Raw genomic sequence first — 16,012 nt, 5'->3', positions numbered from 1 at the left:
TCACCGTCGCCGCGGCCCTGTCGGCGATGCTCGTCGCGGGCTGCAGCACCAAGGCCGAGGACTCCAAGGGCAAGGAGGGCGCCGGTGGCATCAAGGGCGGCCCGGGCGTCACCGACACCACCATCAGGATCGGTGCGCTGACCGACCTGACCGGCCCTTACGCCACGCTCGGCGAGTCCATCACCAACGCCCAGAAGATGTGGGCCGACGAGGTGAACGCCGAGGGCGGCATCTGCGAGCGCAAGATCGAGATCACCGTCAAGGACCACGGCTACGACGTCCAGAAGGCCGTCGCCGCGTACTCCGAGGTGGCGCCCGACTCCGTCGCCCTCTCGCAGGTCATCGGCTCCCCGGTCGTCGCCGCGCTGGTCGACGACATCGGCAAGGACCAGATCCTCACCTACCCGCAGGCATGGTCCGCCTCCCTCCTGGGCATCGACCCCGTCCAGGTCACCGGCACCACCTACGACGTCGACATGATCGCGGGCGTCGACTTCCTGACCCGGGCCAAGGGGATCGAGAAGGGCGACAAGATCGGCCACGTCTACTTCGAGGGCGACTACGGCTCCAACGCCCTGGAGGGCTCGACCTGGGCGGCGGAGAAGGCCGGCGTGGAGATCGTCGAGCAGAAGATCAAGCCCACCGACCAGGACCTGTCCGCCCAGGTGGCCGCCCTGCAGAAGGCCAAGGTCAAGGCGATCCTGATCAGCGCCGGCCCGGTGCAGACCGCCTCCCTGGTCGGTGTCGCGGCCTCCCGCGGCCTCCAGGTGCCGGTCGTCTCCAACATCCCGGGCTACTCGCCGCAGCTGATGGCCTCCGAGGCCGCCCCGGCCCTCGAGGGCATGCTGAACATGATCAGCGCGGCCCCCGCGGTCAACGCGGACATCCCCGGCGTCAAGGACATGGTGGGCAAGTACCGGAAGGCCTACCCGAAGGCCCCGGTCGACACCGGCGTGCTCTCCGGCTACAACGCCGCGCAGCTCCTGGGCCTGGCCCTGGAGAAGGCCTGCGAGAGCGGCAGCCTGGCCCGCGAGGACATCGTCAAGGCCCACCGCCAGCTGGCCGACGCCGACACCGGTCTGGGCACCCCGCAGGACTTCAGCAACGTCAAGCGCCCGGCCTCGCTCGAGAACTACGTGCTCAAGCCGTCCAAGGACGCGCTCGGCGGCGCCGAGATCGTCGAGCAGCCCCGGGTCGCCCCCGGCGTCGAGGAGTACCTGAAGGAGAAGGGCCGCGCCTGAGCCCCGTCCACCGCGAACGGCCCGCGCCCCCTCGGGCGCGGGCCGTTCCGCGTGGCGCGCGGGAGCGCCGTCGCGTTCCGGCGCGTGCGTGCCGTCACGCGGGTGCGGTCAGCCGGCGGCCTGGTCGGTGTCGCGGAACGAGCCCCAGCCGTGCCAGCGGTCGATCTCGATCCAGGCGTTGACCCGGCCGCGGCCCCGCTCGGAGTAGGGCCCGCCCATGTAGTGGCGGGACAGCCGGTCGATGCCGGACAGGTCGCTGTCGTCGCTCATCTCGACGACCCGGCCGATGAGGGTCACGTGGGTGTACCAGTTGGCCTCGTCCAGGACGGTGAGCGTCACCCGCGGATCGTGGCGGATGTGCTCCAGCCGCTTGCGGCCCTCGTCCATGTTGACCAGCACCCGGCCCTCGTCCCAGGCGTACCAGGTGGCCGTCGAGACCGGCTGGCCGTCCGCCCGCAGGGTGGTGATCACCGCGGGGTTCGGCTTCTCCAGCATGGTGATCGCTGCCTCGGGAAGCGGCGGCTTCGACATCGTCTCTCCTCTTCTCCGCACGACGGTCCGCCGGGCGGGGTCGTGTGACGGGGCGTCACCCGGTCACGCTGCCACATCGGGCCCGCCCGGTCCCGCACCGCCTGCCCCGAGTACGCCGTCCGGACACGCCGACGTCCGGACACGCCGAAGGGCCCCCGGCCTCGGCCGGGGGCCCTCCGTGGGGCGCCGGGATCCGCCGGGGACCCTCGGGGGCGACGCGCCGGTGCCCGGGCACGGGCGGCGCGCCGAGGGCGTCAGGCGCCGCTGGCCCGCAGCATCTCCTCGCGCTCCACGATCTTCACGCGCTCGCGGCCCTGCGGCTCGCCCAGCGCCTTCTCCGCGGCGTCCAGCCGGTACCAGCCGTCCCAGGTGGTGAACCGCACCTGGCGCCGGGTGAGGAACTCCTCCACGGCCTCGGGGGCGGGGGAGGCGGGCGTGAGCAGCCGGCCGTTGGCGTAGTCGTCGAGCAGGTTCGCGACCGTCTCGTTGGCGTCGCCCTTGGTGTGCCCGATCAGTCCGATCGGACCGCGGCGGATCCAGCCGGTGACGTAGGTGGACCGCAGGTGCTCGCCGCTCTCGATCACCCGGCCGCCCTCGTCCGGAACGGTGCCGCTGACCTCGTCCCAGGGCAGCTTGGGCAGCGCGTCGGACAGGTAGCCCACGGCGCGGTAGACGGCGCCGATCTCCCAGTCCTTGAACTCGCCGGTGCCCTTGACGTTGCCGGTGCCGTCGAGCGCGGTGCGCTCGGTGCGCAGGCCGACGACCTTGCCGTCCTCGCCGAGGATCTCCACCGGGGACTCGAAGAAGTGGAGGAACAGCTTGTGCGGGCGGTCGCCGACGTCGCGGATCGCCCAGTTCTCCAGGGTCTTGGCGACCATGTCCGCCTGCTTGTTGCCCCGGCGGGTGGCGACCGACCCCTCGTCGTAGTCGATGTCCTCGGGGTCGACGATGACCTCGATGCTGGGGGAGTGGTCCAGCTCGCGCAGCTCCATCGGGCTGAACTTCGCCTGCGCGGGCCCACGGCGGCCGAAGACGTGGATCTCCTTGGCCCGGTTGGCCTTCAGGCCGTCGTGGACGTTGGCCGGGATCTCCGTCGGGAGCAGCTCGTCGGCGGTCTTCGCCAGGATGCGGGCCACGTCGAGCGCCACGTTGCCGACGCCCAGGACGGCGACCTTCTCGGCCGTCAGCGGCCAGGTGCGCGGGACGTCCGGGTGGCCGTCGTACCAGGAGACGAAGTCGGCGGCGCCGTAGGAGCCGTCCAGGTCGACGCCCGGGATCGGCAGCGCGCGGTCGGCCGTGGCGCCCGTGGAGAAGACCACCGCGTCGTAGAAGGCGCGCAGGTCGTCCAGGGTGATGTCGTTCGGGTAGTCGACGTTGCCGAAGAGGCGGATCTGGGGCTTGTCGAGGACCTGGTGCAGCGCGGTGACGATGCCCTTGATCCGCGGGTGGTCCGGCGCGACGCCGTACCGGATGAGGCCGAACGGGGCGGGCATCCGCTCGAAGAGGTCGATGGAGACGCCGGGGTCGGCGGCCACCTCGGACTTGAGCAGCGCGTCGGCGGCGTAGATGCCGGCGGGACCGGCCCCGACGATGGCTACCCGCAGGGGGCGGGACATGTGCGATTTCCCTTCGAGCGATGAACTGACTCGATGGGAAGCCTAAACTAAGGCAAACCTAACCTTGAATACGGGTCCGCTTTATGGACCCATAAGCCGGCCTTATGCGAGGCGTGCCCACAAGGGCGGCGTGATCATCCTACCGCCCGTGGGCCCGCCCACCCGCCCGTCGGTCTGCTCACCCGCCCGTCGGTGCGGGCGCCGAACGCCGCCGGGACCGGCGGATGGCTGCATACGGAAATCATCCTGGGTGAATTCATGTTTTGGTCCGACGCTCCGTGTCACCAGTTGAGGGAGGTCCTGCCGCCTCCGGCGGCCCGCGACAGGCGAGAGCGAAGGAACTGACCAGGCATGAGCGAGAGCAACCCCCTGAAGAGGGCTGCCCAGAAGATCACCGGCGACGACCCCGCCGTCACCGGCCCGAAGGACGGCGTGCCCGGCAAGCCCGGACCGGAGTCGCCGTCGGTGGCCGAACCGACCGAGCCCAGGGAGCCGCTGCCGCCCAAGCCCGACCAGCGCGGACCCGCCACGGTCTCGCCCACCGGTCAGGCCACGGGCGTGGACCAGGCCAAGGTGGCGCAGGGCGGCGCCTACCTGACCACCGCGCAGGGCGTGCGCCTCCACGACACCGACCACTCGCTCAAGGCGGGCCCGCGCGGGCCGGTCCTGCTCCAGGATCACCACCTGCGCGAGAAGATCATGCAGTTCGACCACGAGCGCATCCCGGAGCGCGTGGTGCACGCCCGCGGCGCCGGTGTGCACGGGGTCTTCCAGTCCTACGGCACCGCCGCCTCCGTCACCAAGGCGGCCTTCCTCGCCAAGGACATCGAGACCGAGGTCTTCGTCCGGTTCTCCACCGTCCTCGGCTCCCGCGGCTCCTCCGACACGGTCCGCGACACCCGCGGCTTCGCGACGAAGTTCTACACCACCGAGGGCGTCTTCGACCTGGTGGGCAACAACATCCCGGTCTTCTTCATCCAGGACGCGATCAAGTTCCCGGACATCATCCACGCCGGAAAGCCCCACCCGGACCGCGAGATCCCGCAGGCCCAGAGCGCCCACGACACCTTCTGGGACTTCGTCAGCCTGCACACCGAGGCCACCCACCACACCCTGTGGAACATGTCCGACAGGGGCATCCCCCGCTCCTACCGGATGATGGAGGGCTTCGGCGTCCACACCTTCCGCCTGGTCAACGCCGCCGGCGAGACCACGCTGGTGAAGTTCCACTGGAAGCCCAAGCTGGGCGTGCACTCCCTGGTCTGGGAGGAGGCGCAGATCGTCAACGGCGTGGACCCCGACTTCCACCGCCGCGACCTCTTCGACGCCATCGAGTCGGGCGCCTACCCGCAGTGGGAGCTGGGCATCCAGACCTTCCCCGACACCCCGGACCAGATGTTCGAGGGCATCGACCTGCTCGACCCGACCAACCTCGTTCCCGAGGAGATGGCCCCGGTCCAGCCGATCGGCCTGCTCACCCTCAACCGCAACACCTCGAACTTCTTCGCCGAGACCGAGCAGGTCGCCTTCCACGTCGGCCACCTCGTCCCCGGCATCGACGTCACCGACGACCCGCTGCTGCAGGGCCGGCTCTTCTCCTACCTGGACACCCAGCTCACCCGGCTGGGCGGCCCCAACTTCAACCAGATCCCGATCAACCGGACGCACGCCCCGGTCAACGACATGCAGCGCGACGGCTTCCACCAGACCGCCGTCCACCGCGGGGTCGCGCCCTACCGGCCGAACTCGCTCGACGGCGGCTGCCCGTTCACCGCGGGCGCCGACACGGGAGCTTTCGTCGACGTGCCGGTCGAGCTGCCGGCGTCGGTCAAGGTCCGCGCCCAGTCCGAGACCTTCGACGACCACTTCAGCCAGGCGCGCCGCTTCTGGCTCTCCATGACCCCCGTCGAGCGCGAGCACATCATCGCCGCGTACACCTTCGAGCTCGGCAAGTGCTACGAGCAGGCGATCAAGGAGCGCAACCTCCAGGTCCTCGCCAACATCGACCCGGTGCTCTGCTCCAAGGTCGCCGAGGGCCTGGGCCTCCCCGCGCCCGAGCCGACCGTGCCGCTCGCCGACGTGCAGCCCAGCCCCGCGCTCTCCCAGGTCGGACAGACCTGGCCGGCCGACGGCCGCCTGATCGGCATCGTCGCCGCCCCCGACGCCGACCTCGCGGGCGTCGCCACGGTCCGCGAGGCGGTCCTCGGCGCGGGCATGGTGCCGCTGATCATCGCCCCGACCGGCGGTCCCCTGGGCAGCGGCGGACTGAAGCCGCAGCGCACCTTCGTCACCGCCCGCTCCACCGAGTTCGACGCCGTGATGGTCGTCGGGACGCCCGCCGTCGGCAACGACGCCTTCGGCGCCCGGGACGCCAAGGCCACCCCCTCCGCGGGGCAGGCCGGCCCGGTCGACCCGCGAGTGGTCCTGCTGCTCGCCGAGGCCTTCCGGCACGGCAAGGCGATCGGCGCGTGGGGCGGCGGCGACGCCGCCCTGGCGTCCGCCGGGATCCCGGCCGACGCCCCCGGCGTCGTGATCGGCGAGAACGGTCCCGCGACCCTCGAGAAGCTGAGCCGTCTCCTGGGCGCCCACCGCGTCTGGGAACGCTTCCCGACCACCGTCTGACCCTCCGGCGGTCCGGCCCCTCCGGCGGTCCGCCCCTTCCGACGCGTGACGGCGGCGGCCCCGCGGCCCGTGGGGCCGCCGCCGCTCGTGCACCGGCCGTCCGCCCGCGTGCCGTCCTCCGACGGGCCACCGTCCCCCGTGGCGGCCCGTCGGAGGAAACGGGACGAATGGGATCGCCCTGCCGGGGCACGAGGCCAGCATCACCCCACGATCATCAAAGGAGGCACCACAGCCATGGCCACCGTTCCCACCCCGAAGTACACCGTCCCCGGCCTGAGCACGGACGACGCCCGCACGCTGATCGACCTGCTCCGCCTGCGGCTGCACGCCCTCAACGACCTCCACCTGACGCTCAAGCACGTCCACTGGAACGTCGTCGGGCCGCACTTCATCGCCGTCCACGAGATGCTCGACCCGCAGGTCGACCGGGTCCGCGACATGGCCGACGACGTCGCCGAGCGCGTGGCGGCCCTGGGCGGCGTCGCCCAGGGCACGCCCGGCACGCTCGTCAAGGAGCGGACCTGGGACGACTACTCCATCGGCCGCGCCGACGCCATCGCCCACCTCGGGGCCCTGGACGTCGTCTACACCGGCATCATCGAGGCGGTCCGCGAGGCCGTCGAGACGGCCGGCGAGATCGACCCCGCCACCGAGGACCTGCTGATCGAGCAGCTGCGCGACCTGGAGCAGTTCCAGTGGTTCGTCCGCGCCCACCTGGAGAGCGCCGGCGGCACCCTGGCGACCGCCGACGCCTCCACCGAGAAGGACGGCGCCTCCGCGGGCGGCGACGTCTCCTGACCCCCCGCCGCGGCGGCGCCGGCCCCCGCGGACGCCCCGCCGCTCAGCGGCGCGGCGTCCGCAGACGGGTCAGCAGCCGCCGCGCCTGCGCCCGGTTGCGCGGATCGGCCGCGGCCCGGCGCACCTGCTCGATGGTCCGCCGTCCCTGCGGGGTGGCGGACCACTGCTTGAGCCGGCGCAGCATCGTCGACATTGCCATCACATGTCCTCCTGTACGGGTGAACCCGGGGCGTCGCGCCCCGGACAGCGGGTACCCCGTCGGCATGCACATCGACCTCACCCACCGTACCGCCCTGGTCACCGGCTCCTCCCAGGGCATCGGCGCCGCCGTCGCCGCCGGTCTGGCACGCTCCGGGGCGACCGTCGGCGTCAACGGCCGCGACCCGGAACGCCTGGAGCGCGCGGTCGCCGGACTGCGGCGCCAGGTGCCGGACGGGCGGTTCGTGCCCGTGGCGGCCGACGTGGCCACCGAGGACGGCGCCGAGGCGGCCGTACGGGCCCTGCCCGACGCCGACATCCTGGTCAACAACCTCGGGATCTTCGGCGCGCGGCCGGCCCTGGAGATCACCGACGACGAGTGGCGGCGCCACTTCGAGGTCAACGTCCTCGCCGCCGTCCGCCTCACCCGAGCCCTGCTGCCGGGCATGAAGGAACGCGGCTGGGGCCGGGTGATGTACATCGCCAGCGACTCCGCCGTCGTGGTCCCCGCCGAGATGATCCACTACGGCACGACCAAGACCGCGCTGCTCGCGGTCGGCCGCGGGTTCGCGAAGGAGGCCGCCGGCACCGGCGTGACCGTCAACTCCGTGATCGCCGGACCGACCCGGACCGGGGGAGTGGAGGCGTTCGTCCGCGAGCTGGTCGACCCCGCCCTGCCCTGGGACGAGGCCCAGCGCGTCTTCATGCGGGAGCACCGGCCGCAGTCCCTGCTCCAGCGGCTCATCGAGCCGGAGGAGATCGCCAACATGGTCGTCTACCTCGCCTCCGACCAGGCGTCGGCCACCACGGGCGGCGCGCTGCGCGTCGACGGCGGCTACGTGGACGCGATCCTGCCCTGACCCGCGCCCGCGAGGTCACCGGCGCCTTCGCCGGCGCACGAGGCCCGCCGCCGTCACGGCAGCGGCTGGGCCGCCCAGATGATCTTGCCCTCGGACGTCCACCGGGTGCCCCACCGCTCCGCGAGCTGCGCCACCAGGAACAGGCCGCGCCCGCCCTCGTCGAAGTTGGCCGCCTGCCGCAGCCGCGGGGCGGTGCTGCCCGCGTCGAACACCTCGCAGATCAGCTCGCGTTCCCGCAGCATCCGGACCCGGACCGGCCCGCTGCCGTGCCGCAGCGCGTTGGTGACCAGCTCGCTGAGGATGAGCTCCGTCGTGAACGCCTGCTCCTCGAGCCCCCACTCGGTCAGCAGCCGCGCGGCCGCCGCCCGGATCTCGCCCACCGCCGAGGGGTCCTGGGGCACGTCCCAGGTGCGGATCCGGTCCGGCCCGATCGCCCGGGTCCGCGCCACCAGCACCGCGATGTCGTCGGTCGGGCGCGGCGCCACGCCCTCCAGGACACCCTGGCAGGTCTCCTCGGGCGACTCGCCGGCCCGCTCCAGCGACTCCCGGAGCAGGTCGAAACCGGCGTCGATGTCCCGGTCCCGTTCCTCCACCAGTCCGTCCGTGTACAGGACCAGCCGGCTGCCCTCCTCCAGCTCCACCTCGGCCGTCTCGTGGGGCAGGCCGCCGAGCCCCAGCGGCGGTCCCGCCGGGACCTCCAGGAAGTCCACCCGGCCGTCCGGCCGCACCACCGCGGGCGGCAGATGGCCCGCGCGCGCCATCACGCAGCGCCGTGAGACCGGGTCGTAGACCGCGTACAGACACGTGGCCCCGGTGATCTGCGCGCCGACGCCGGTGTTCTCCTCCTGGTCGATCCGCGCGACCTGCTCGTCCAGCAGCCCCAGCAGCTCGTCCGGGGGGAGGTCCAGGGCGCTGAAGGTGTGCACCGCGGTGCGCAGCCGCCCCATGGTGGCCGCCGCGTGCAGGCCGTGGCCCACCACGTCGCCCACCACCAGCGCCACCCGCGCCCCCGACAGCGGCAGCACGTCGAACCAGTCGCCGCCCACCCCCGCCTGGGCCGGCAGGTACCGGTACGCCACGTCCAGCGCGTCCTGGTCCGGCAGCCGGCGCGGCAGCAGACTCCGCTGCAGGGTGACCGCCATGCCGTGCTCGCGGGTGTACCGCCGGGCGTTGTCGATGGCCACCGCGGCCCGGGTCACCAGCTCCTCGGCGACCGCCAGCTCCTCCTCGTCGAAGGACTCCTTGCGGCGGTCGCGCCAGAACCCGACGACGCCGAGGACCTGACCACCGGCCCGCACCGGCACAGCGATCAGCGAGTGGATGCCGTGCTCGAGCAGATCGGTCCACTGCTCACGTTCCTGACCCCACCACCGCTCCGACTCCTCCAGCCGCGGCTCCAGCAGCGCGTGGCCGGACCGCAGCACCCTCGCCTGCGGGGAGGAGCCGTCCGGCCGGATCTGGGCGTCCAGCGGGAAGAGCGGGGCCCGGTCGACCCCGGCCAGGGCCGTGCGGCGCAGCGCCGCAGCCGGGTCCGGGCGGGCCGACGGCTCGTCGCCGTCGAGGACCGAGTCGAACAGGTCGACCGTCGCGTGGTCCGCGAACCGGGGGACCACCAGGTCCGCGAGGGCCTCCGCGGTCCGGCGCACGTCCAGGCTGGTGCCGATCCCCAGGCCCGCCGCGTAGAGCAGGTCCAGCCGCTCCCGCGCGGCCTCCGCGCGGCCGGAGAGCGCCCGCAGCTCCGTGGAGTCCCGCAGCGTCGCCACCGAGCCCGACGGGCCGCCGCGCAGCCGGGTCGGCCGCTGGTTCACCACGACCAGGCGGTCCCCGACCGGGTGGACCTCGTCGGTGGCCACCCGCCCCGACAGCAGCAGGCCGGCGACGTCGGGGTCGAGACCCATCTCGCCGATCCGGCGCCGCCCGGTGTCCTCGGGCAGGCCGAGCAGCCGCTGCGCCTCGTCGTTGGCGAGCAGCACCTCGCCGTCCGCGCCCACGATGACCACGCCCTCCCGCACGGAGTGCAGGACCGCGTCGTGGTGCTCGTACATCCGGGTCATCTCGCGCGGTCCGAGACCGTGCGTCTGCCGCAACAGCCGGCGGCCGGCCACCGCGGTGCCGGCGGTGGCCAGGACGAGCGCCGCCGCGGCGGCCCACAGCAGCAGCGGCAGCTGGCGGTCGGCGGTGTTGCCGACGTTCTCCACGGTGATGCCCGCCGAGACCAGCCCCACCACCCGGCCCTGCGGGTCGCGCACCGGCACGATCGCCTGGACCAGCCTGCCGATGGTGCCGTTGATCTCCTCGACCACCGGCTCGCCCCGCAGGGCGGGCTCGATCCTGCCGACGAACCGCTTGCCGATCCGGTCCTCGCGGGGGTGGGTGTAGCGGATGCCCTCGGTGTCCATCACGACCACGAAGTCCACCGGCACCTGCCGCCGCACGTCCTCGGCCCGGGGCTGCAGCACCGCCGTGGGATCGGGGGCGCCCAGCGCCTCCCAGGTCCCCGGCGCGTCGGCGAAGGAGACGGCGACGGCCAGCGAACGGTTGCGGGCCTCCTCCTCGCTCGCGGCCCGTCCCTGCAGCACCAGCGCGGCCACCGCGGCGATCACCAGCAGCAGGACGATGACCACGTGTACGACAAAGACCTGCGCGGCGACGCTCCGCCGCGCCAGAACGCCTGATCGGCCCAGTGGTCGCATAGGCCTCAGTTCTACCCGCAGCGTCCCGGCGCAGCCCACCCGACATGACGGTGGAACATCACGATTCCGTCCAGGTGTCGGGGCCTCCGCCGCGCCACTCGATCAGGTCGGAGCCGGCGACGTCCAGTTCGTCCCATCCCTGGAGGCCGGCCTCCTGGAGGAACGCCGTGACGTCACGCAGCGAGTAGGCGGTGCCGAGCACGCGCCCGTCCACCCGTACCCGCCGGCCGCCCGACGGCCCGGGGGGCTCGACGACGACCCGCGTTGCCTCTTCGGACATGGCTCCAGCATCGTGCGCCGGGACCCGGCCCGCATCCGGAGGGCGTCCGTTTCCGAGGCGGGCCGTGGGCAACCCGGACCGTGCCACCGAACACCGTGGACGGAAGGAGGCGATGACCATGGGTGACCGCCGGGACCCGGAACTGGACGCCCTGTGGAACGAGTTCCACAGCGTGGTCAACATGACGTCCCGAGAGCTCCAGGAGTGGCTGATGACGCGCTCCGCCGGCGAGCGGACCGAGGAACTCCCGGACCAGGCCGGCACCGACAACGGCCGGCGGGTGCTGGAGATCCTGGGCAAGCGCCGCGTGGACCTGACCGGCGACGACCTCCGGGTGATGCGGAAGGTGGTCGACACGGTGACCGCCGAACGGGGCGTCGACATGGAGCCCACGGCGGGCCAGGCGAACTGGCGCCACCGGCTGATGACCCTGGGACACGACCCGCTGAAGCCGGTCTCCACCTGACGGGCCCGGAACGCCACGCGCCGACGGGTCCCGACGGCCGGCCGCGCCCCGCCGTGGCGGCCGGTACCCCGGCGTCGCGCCGGCGCCCGGTCTCCAGGAGGGGAGACCGGGCGCCGTGCGGCGTGGCGGCGCGGGTCAGACGGCCGCCCAGCCGCTGTCGACCGGCAGGATCGCGCCGTTGACGCCGGCGGCGGCGTCGGAGGCCAGGAACACGATCGCGGCGGCCTGGTCCTCCGCGGAGGTCACCGAGCCGATGTTGTTGAAGTACGGGGCGATGGTCGCCGGACCGTGGGCGCCCTGCTCCGCCTCCACCTTGATGTTGGTGGCGACGCCGCCCGGCGCGACGGCGTTGGCGCGGATGCCCTGGCCGCGGTACATCACCGCGAGGTTCTTGGTCAGGCCGACCACGCCGTGCTTCGACGCGGTGTAGGCGGCGCCGGCGGCGCTGCCGCGCAGACCCGCCTCGGAGGCGGTGTTGACGATCGCGCCCCCGCCGGCGGCCAGCATGTGCGGCAGCGCGGCACGGGTCAGCAGGAACGGGGCGGTCAGGTTCACGCGGATAACGCGCTCCCACTCGCCGTCCGACACGTCGGCCGCGGCGGACATCCGGTCCATGATGCCCGCGTTGTTGACCAGCACGTTCACCGTGCCGAACTCCGTGACCGCCGTCCGCACGACCTGGTCGACCACGGCCTGGTCACCGAGATCGCCGGTGACCGCGACGGCGGTGCCGCCGGCGGCGGCGATCAGTTCCACGGTCTCCCGCGCGGTCTCCTCGTTCAGGTCGGCGACCAGCACCTTCGCGTCCTCCGCCGCGAACCGCAGGGCCGCGGCCCTGCCTATGCCGGAACCGGCGCCGGTGACGATCACGCTCTTGCCGGCCAGGCCGGTCACGTTGCTCATTTCCTGGTGCTCCTCACAGCGCACGCCGCCCCAGCGGCGACGGTCACAGGGACGACCGTACAACTTATTGGCGCGTCGTGCCATAAAGGCATGTGGTGCCAGAAAGTGGTGACGTAAAGTGACAGCTCCACGACACGATCCGCGGCCAGGACCCCACCCGCGGCCCTCCCCACGCTACGGCGAGGAAGGAAGCGATGGAGCCCACCCGAGACGCCGCACCCGTCACCCGCTCCACGGCCCGGCGCACCGGCAGGCCGCCCCTGACCGAGCGCCGCAAGGCCGCCACCCGCCTGGACATCGCCCGGCAGGCCGTGCGCCTCTTCGCCGACCGGGGAGTGGCCGGCACCTCCGCCGAGGAGATCGCCGCCGCGGCCGGCCTCTCCACGCGGACGCTCTGGCGTTACTTCCCGTCCAAGGAGGAGTGCGTCCGCCCCCTGCTGACCACCGGGCTCGAGGAGTTCGCGGAACGGCTGCGCGCCTGGCCACCGGGGGCCTCACTCGTCGAGGCCCTGGGCCTGGACGACGACGCCCCCGATCCCGCGGACAGCGCCGAGGTGGCCCAACTGGTCCGCCTGACCCGCGGGGAGCCCGGGCTGCGCGCCGTGTGGCTCCAGATCCACTCCGAGGCCGCCGACGCCTTCGCCGCGATCCTCGCCGAACGCCAGGGGGGCGGCCCGCCCGACCTCGCCGTCCGGGTCCGGGCCGGCACCCTCAACGTCGCCCTGCGGACCGGCGTGGAGGAGTGGGCCGACCGAGGGGGCGCCCCCGGCGCGCCCCCGCTCCGGGACGTGCTGCGCGCCGCGCTGGCGACGGCGGCCCTGCCCGACTGAACCCCCGCTCCCGCCGTCCCCGGCCGCGGGACTCCGCCGTCCCGTGCCGTGCGGCCCTGTGCGATCGTGTCCGGCAACGACGACCGACCTGGAGTCCCGTGAGCACCGAACCCCTGACGGCCCCGGCCCCCCTCCAGCTGCCCGACGGACGCCCCGCGGCGTCCGCCTGGTCGCTGGACCCGAGGGTCCGCCACCTCAACCACGGTTCCTTCGGCGCCGTGCCCCGCGCCGCGCAGGAGGTCCAGGCCGCCCTGCGCCGCCGCATGGAGGAGTCGCCCGTCGAGTGGTTCCCGGTCCAGCCGCAGCGGATCGCCGAGGCCCGCCGGGAGATCGCCGCCTTCCTGCGCGCGGGCGAGGAGGAGACGGCGCTGGTGCCCAACGCCAGCGGCGGCGCCAGCGTCGTGTTCGGCTGCCTCCCCCACCGCCCGGGCGCCGAGATCCTGGTCACCGACCACGGCTACGGGGCCGTCACCATGGGCGCCGCCCGCCTCGCCCGCCGCTGGGGCGGCACCGTGCGCACCGTCCACGTGCCGCTGGACGCCACCGCCGACGAGGCCTGCCGCGCGGTGACCGACGCCTTCACCGACCGCACCGCGCTGGCCGTCGTCGACCACATCACCTCCGCCACCGCCCGGCTGATGCCGGTGGACCGCATCGCCGCCGAGGCCCGCCGTCGTGGCGTCACCCTCCTCGTCGACGGCGCCCACGCGCCCGGCATGCTCGCCGACCCCCTGGCCGGCCTGGACGCCGACTACTGGGTCGGCAACCTCCACAAGTTCCCCTGCGCCCCGCGCGGCACCGCCGCCCTGGTCGCCCGCACCGAGCGGCGCCAGGACCTGCACCCCCTGATCGACTCCTGGGGCGCCCCGGCGCCCTTCCCCGACCGGTTCGACCACCAGGGCACCATCGACGCCACCCACTACCTGGCCGCGCCGGCCGCCCTCGCGTTCGTCGAGGACACCTGGGGGTGGGACACCGTGCGCGCCTACGTCACGGCCCTCGCCGACCACGCCCAGCGGACCGTCGCGGACGCCTTCACCCGCCTCACCGGCGAGGACCACACCGTCCGCGTCGCCATGCCCGCCCCGGCGCTGCGCCTGGTGCGGCTCCCCGGGGGTCTGGGAGCCACCCGCGAGGAGGCCGACGCCCTGCGCGAGGAGGCCGCCCGCGAGCTCCGCGTGATGGCCGCCTTCACCAGCTTCGGCGGCACCGGCTACCTGCGCCTGTCCGCCCATGCCTACAACACGCCCGAGGACTACGAGCACTTCGCGGAGACCTGCGTTCCCGTCCTGACCGACTGGGCGCGCGAGCGCCGACGCTGACCCCGGGGCCCCGCGGTTGCGCCCGCGAGGCCCCTGCGGCTCCCTGCGGCTCCGCGCGACCCCGCGCGACTCCCCGCCCCCCGCCGCCACCGCCTACAGGCCGCGGGCCAGCCGGTGGTAGGCCTGGTTCCAGCGCAGTTCGCTCCGGAAGCGGCGGGTGGTGGTCCCCGCGTCGATCAGCGCGAGCTCGACCTTCAGCATCTCGGCCAGGTCGTCCAGGTGCTCCGAGGTGAGGGCCGTGCTGAGCACGGTGTGGTGGGGGCCGCCGGCGGTGAGCCAGGACTCCGTGGACGTCCGCAGGTCCGGCCGCGGCCGCCAGACGGCCCGGGCCACCGGCAGCGCGGGCAGCGGATGCGGCGGCGGGACCACGTCGATCTCGTTGGCGACCAGGCGGAACCGGTCGCCGAGGTCGGCCAGGCCCACGACGACGGCCGGGCCGGGGGCCGCGTCGAAGACCAGGCGGACGGGGTCCTCCCGGCCGCCGATGCCCAGGGGATGGATCTCGCAGCTCGGCGTCCCGGCGGCGACCGACGGGCACACCTCGAGCATGTGGGCGCCGAGGACGAGCTCGTTCCCCGGCGTGAGGTCGTAGGTGTAGTCCTCCATGAAGGACGTGCCGCCCGGCAGACCCTCGGCGGCCACCTTCAGCGCCCGCAGCAGGACGGACGTCTTCCAGTCGCCCTCACCGCCGAACCCGTACCCGTCGGCCATCAGCCGCTGCACGGCCAGGCCGGGGAGCTGGCGCAGTCCGCCCAGGTCCTCGAAATTGGTGGTGAAGGCGCCGAAGCCGCCCTCGCCGAGGAAGGCACGCAGCCCGGCCTCGATCCGCGCCGCGTACCGGAGCGCGTCGTGCCGATCGCCGCCGGAGCGCAGCCGGGGCGCCAGCCGGTAGGCGTCCTGGTACTCCTCCACCAGGGCGGACACGGCGTGCTCCTCCACGGCGTCCACCACCTCGACCAGGTCGTTGACACCGTAGGTGTTGACCGAGACGCCGAGCCGCAGCTGCGCCTCCACCTTGTCGCCCTCGGTGACGGCGACGTCGCGCATGTTGTCGCCGAAGCGGGCGACCTTGAGGGTGGCGAGCTCGGCGCGGGCGGCCGCGGCGCGCGCCCAGGCGACCACCCGGGCGACCGTCACCGGGTCGCTCACATGGCCGGTCACGGTCTTGCGCGGCACGCCGACCCGGCCCTGCACATGGGCGAACTCCCGGTCGCCGTGGGCGGCCTGGTTGAGGTTCATGAAGTCCATGTCGATGGTGTCCCAGGGCAGGGCCACGTTCGCCTGGGTGTGCAGGTGGAGGAGCGGCTTGCGCAGGGCGTCCAGGCCGGCGATCCACATCTTCGCGGGGGAGAAGGTGTGCATCCAGGTGATCAGGCCGACGCACCGGTCGTCGCCCTCGGCGTCCAGACAGGCCCGGCGGATGGCGGCGGCGTCGGTCAGCACCGGCTTCCAGACGACACGGGCGGGCGTGCCGTCCGTGCCGGGGAGCGCGTCGGTCAGCGCCGCGGCGACCTGCCGCGACTGCTCGGCGACCTGCTTCAGGGTGTCCTCCCCGTACAGCCCTTGGCTGCCGGTGAGGAACCAGATCTCGCGGGCGGAGGGGCGGGGGCTCGGCACAGGGTGCTCCTGGTGGCGTCGATGGGCAAAACGGA

At 73.5% G+C, this 16,012-nt stretch carries 14 protein-coding genes; 7 read left to right on the top strand and 7 right to left on the bottom strand.

Annotated features, from left to right (window positions below; genetic code table 11):
* Positions 1-26: 26 nt before the first annotated feature.
* Positions 27-1,241 (top strand): ABC transporter substrate-binding protein, encoded by a 1,215-nt coding sequence (locus ABZ836_RS09965; RefSeq protein ID WP_361141198.1) that lies wholly within the window; start codon positions 27-29, stop codon positions 1,239-1,241.
* Between the two features lie 108 nt (positions 1,242-1,349).
* Here the strand turns inward: ABZ836_RS09965 and ABZ836_RS09960 are convergent, their stop codons facing one another.
* Positions 1,350-1,772 (bottom strand): PPOX class F420-dependent oxidoreductase, encoded by a 423-nt coding sequence (locus ABZ836_RS09960; protein ID WP_356132844.1) that lies wholly within the window; start codon positions 1,770-1,772, stop codon positions 1,350-1,352.
* 254 nt (positions 1,773-2,026) lie between these two features.
* Positions 2,027-3,388, bottom strand: coding sequence for an FAD-dependent oxidoreductase (locus ABZ836_RS09955; RefSeq protein ID WP_361141073.1), 1,362 nt, complete (start codon positions 3,386-3,388; stop codon positions 2,027-2,029).
* 351 nt (positions 3,389-3,739) lie between these two features.
* Here ABZ836_RS09955 and ABZ836_RS09950 point away from each other — a divergent pair, with 351 nt between their 5' ends.
* Together ABZ836_RS09950 and dps are read left to right on the top strand one after the other, a co-directional pair.
* Positions 3,740-6,010, top strand: coding sequence for a catalase (locus ABZ836_RS09950; protein ID WP_361141071.1), 2,271 nt, complete (start codon positions 3,740-3,742; stop codon positions 6,008-6,010).
* Between the two features lie 234 nt (positions 6,011-6,244).
* On the top strand, positions 6,245-6,808 hold the full coding sequence (gene dps / locus ABZ836_RS09945; RefSeq protein ID WP_356132838.1) for a DNA starvation/stationary phase protection protein Dps: 564 nt from the start codon (positions 6,245-6,247) through the stop codon (positions 6,806-6,808).
* Positions 6,809-6,851: 43 nt separating this feature from the next.
* On the opposite strand, the gene ABZ836_RS09940 is transcribed toward dps, so the two are convergent.
* A complete protein-coding gene (locus tag ABZ836_RS09940) occupies positions 6,852-7,007 on the bottom strand; it encodes a hypothetical protein (RefSeq protein WP_356133012.1) in 156 nt (51 codons plus the stop codon).
* 64 nt (positions 7,008-7,071) lie between these two features.
* Here ABZ836_RS09940 and ABZ836_RS09935 point away from each other — a divergent pair, with 64 nt between their 5' ends.
* Positions 7,072-7,866: an SDR family oxidoreductase gene (locus ABZ836_RS09935; RefSeq protein WP_361141069.1), complete on the top strand. Its 795-nt coding sequence runs from the start codon at positions 7,072-7,074 to the stop codon at positions 7,864-7,866.
* 53 nt (positions 7,867-7,919) lie between these two features.
* On the opposite strand, the gene ABZ836_RS09930 is transcribed toward ABZ836_RS09935, so the two are convergent.
* Together ABZ836_RS09930 and ABZ836_RS09925 are read right to left on the bottom strand one after the other, a co-directional pair.
* The gene (locus ABZ836_RS09930; protein WP_361141067.1) at positions 7,920-10,559 is read right to left on the bottom strand and encodes a SpoIIE family protein phosphatase; all 2,640 of its coding nucleotides are present in this window, start codon (positions 10,557-10,559) and stop codon (positions 7,920-7,922) included.
* Between the two features lie 58 nt (positions 10,560-10,617).
* Complete coding sequence (locus tag ABZ836_RS09925) at positions 10,618-10,839, bottom strand: hypothetical protein (RefSeq protein ID WP_356132833.1); 222 nt, start codon at positions 10,837-10,839, stop codon at positions 10,618-10,620.
* 118 nt (positions 10,840-10,957) lie between these two features.
* On the opposite strand from ABZ836_RS09925, the gene ABZ836_RS09920 reads away from it, so the two are divergent.
* The gene (locus ABZ836_RS09920) at positions 10,958-11,305 is read left to right on the top strand and encodes a DUF3140 domain-containing protein (protein ID WP_356132832.1); all 348 of its coding nucleotides are present in this window, start codon (positions 10,958-10,960) and stop codon (positions 11,303-11,305) included.
* A 135-nt stretch (positions 11,306-11,440) separates the two neighbouring features.
* Here ABZ836_RS09920 and ABZ836_RS09915 read toward each other — a convergent pair whose 3' ends face one another.
* Positions 11,441-12,208, bottom strand: coding sequence for an SDR family NAD(P)-dependent oxidoreductase (locus ABZ836_RS09915; RefSeq protein ID WP_361141065.1), 768 nt, complete (start codon positions 12,206-12,208; stop codon positions 11,441-11,443).
* Positions 12,209-12,402: 194 nt separating this feature from the next.
* Here ABZ836_RS09915 and ABZ836_RS09910 point away from each other — a divergent pair, with 194 nt between their 5' ends.
* Both ABZ836_RS09910 and ABZ836_RS09905 read left to right on the top strand, forming a co-directional pair.
* Positions 12,403-13,038 carry a helix-turn-helix domain-containing protein gene (locus ABZ836_RS09910; RefSeq protein WP_361141063.1) on the top strand — a complete coding sequence of 212 codons (636 nt, stop codon included), beginning with the start codon at positions 12,403-12,405 and terminating at the stop codon, positions 13,036-13,038.
* Positions 13,039-13,136: 98 nt separating this feature from the next.
* A complete protein-coding gene (locus ABZ836_RS09905) occupies positions 13,137-14,360 on the top strand; it encodes an aminotransferase class V-fold PLP-dependent enzyme (RefSeq protein WP_361141061.1) in 1,224 nt (407 codons plus the stop codon).
* Between the two features lie 93 nt (positions 14,361-14,453).
* Here the strand turns inward: ABZ836_RS09905 and araA are convergent, their stop codons facing one another.
* A complete protein-coding gene (gene araA, locus ABZ836_RS09900) occupies positions 14,454-15,977 on the bottom strand; it encodes an L-arabinose isomerase (protein ID WP_361141059.1) in 1,524 nt (507 codons plus the stop codon).
* Positions 15,978-16,012: the final 35 nt, after the last annotated feature.

Source organism: Streptomyces sp. NPDC047130 (genome assembly GCF_040643475.1).
Classification (GTDB): Bacteria; Actinomycetota; Actinomycetes; order Streptomycetales; family Streptomycetaceae; genus Streptomyces.
This window is presented reverse-complemented; position numbering and strand designations above follow the sequence as displayed.